At 30.4% G+C, this 1,780-nt stretch carries 1 protein-coding gene; it reads right to left on the bottom strand.

What is annotated here, in order from left to right:
* Window positions 1–95: 95 nt before the first annotated feature.
* Window positions 96–1,256: a tetratricopeptide repeat protein gene (locus H6G18_RS24495; protein WP_190409681.1), complete on the bottom strand. Its 1,161-nt coding sequence runs from the start codon at window positions 1,254–1,256 to the stop codon at window positions 96–98.
* Window positions 1,257–1,780: the final 524 nt, after the last annotated feature.

The raw sequence follows: 1,780 nt of genomic DNA, 5'->3' as shown, positions 1-1,780 counted from the left end.
GTTATGTTCATTGGTTTGAGGAGATAATGTTATGTTGACTATTTTAGGACTTTTGGAGTTAGTCTAACTAAGAATGTAAAGTTTTGTATCAGCTTTCAACATTTCTGCTTAATTCCAAATATTGAAAATAGTGAACCAGAAGACTGTGCTACAAATTCATAAATTTCTAATGCTACCGCTTTAAGTTTTGTACTGAATTCTAAATATGCACATCCTCGGTGATAATAAGCAAGAGAATAGTTAGGATTTATTAATATTGCTTGGCTATAATCGTAAATGGCTTTATCATAAGCATCTAGTTTGCAATAAAAATGTCCTCTACTATAATAAGCGTCAGCATTTTTAGGGTTTATGAGTAGTAATTGATTATAGTCTAATATCGCGCCGTTAATATCTTCTAACTTAGCTTTTACTTTTCCTCGATACTTGTAAGGATCTGCTAAATTAGGAGCATTTTGTATTGCGAGATCAAATGCTATAATAGCGTCTGTATATGCAGATTCATAATAAATTTTTAATCCTTGATCAAAATAATTGTTAGCTATCCTTAAATCTTCTTTTAGTATGTATCTTTTAAGTTGCCTAATAGGATCATCCTCAGTGGCAACCAAGAATAAAATAAACACCCTTCCCAATGTTTGTCTTATCTGTTCAATAATTTCTAATGAAGAGTAAGATAATACCTCTTGTAGTCTTAAGTGCTTGCTTACTTGAATATTTTTAGTGGCACTTTTTAACCAACCTACTGTTCCAAGCCAATCAGATAAACGATTTTCTCGACTGATTCTTGTATTAGATTCTGAACGTAAATATAAATCATCTATTGGATGAAGATGTTGAAGAATTATTTCTTTGACTTTTTTAATTTTTAGGTTTTCGATAAATTTTTCTCTTGCTTCACTAAATTCATGGATGATTAAACCAGAGCGAAGTTCATAGTCGTCTATAGAAATAAATAAATTTATATAACTAAATTTATTGGTGGATTCTTTAGGTGTAAAACGATAACTAATAACACCATTACCATGTGTTAGCCTTGTAAGATTAGTATTAACATTAACTTTTTCTATTATTTGAAGTGGTAATTGAGCAATTAAGTGATTATAAATTGTCTCAAAAGGATTTTCAATATAGTCTTGAAAATCTTTTTTATGTGACAAATAAAAATCTGTAACTGAATTCTTTTTAATTTTTTGAAGTAATTCAAAAGTTATATGTGAAAATGGACACTCTGGATGTGGCGTAACTTCTGTCATCTTGATAGAGCATGATAACTAATATTACTATTGTGACAAATTAGACCTAAAATAGCTACTACTTAAGAATCTCAGAGAAATTGATAATACATCTGCAATTTCTTAAAGTCTGCAAACTTGATATTACGATCGCACTCAATATAACCAACTACGTAAAAGCGATCGCTTACAGTCTGGACAATTTATAAACTTAATTTTTAACTTTCCCGTACTAGTATGGTTAGTCTAAAGTGCTGCACAAAACTGTAAGTAGGTTGCGTTGATATAAAGAAAACCTCAACAAAGATATACATTGAGTTTCTGATATCTACTGATAAGCAGGATAAAGGACAAGCTATACCGGAATTATTGCAGCAATTTTTAAAGGCTAGCGATCGCATCGTGCAAGAAATAGATTCGGTAGAATATGGTTTAACTCAGAAATGTTGAAAGCTGATACAAAACTTTACATTCTTAGTTAGACTAACTCCAAAAGTCCTAAAATAGTCAACATAACATTATCTCCTCAAACCAATGAACATAAC

Origin of the sequence: Anabaena subtropica FACHB-260 (assembly GCF_014697105.1) — a bacterium.
GTDB classification, from domain to species: Bacteria; Cyanobacteriota; Cyanobacteriia; order Cyanobacteriales; family Nostocaceae; genus Trichormus; species Trichormus subtropicus.
This window is presented reverse-complemented; position numbering and strand designations above follow the sequence as displayed.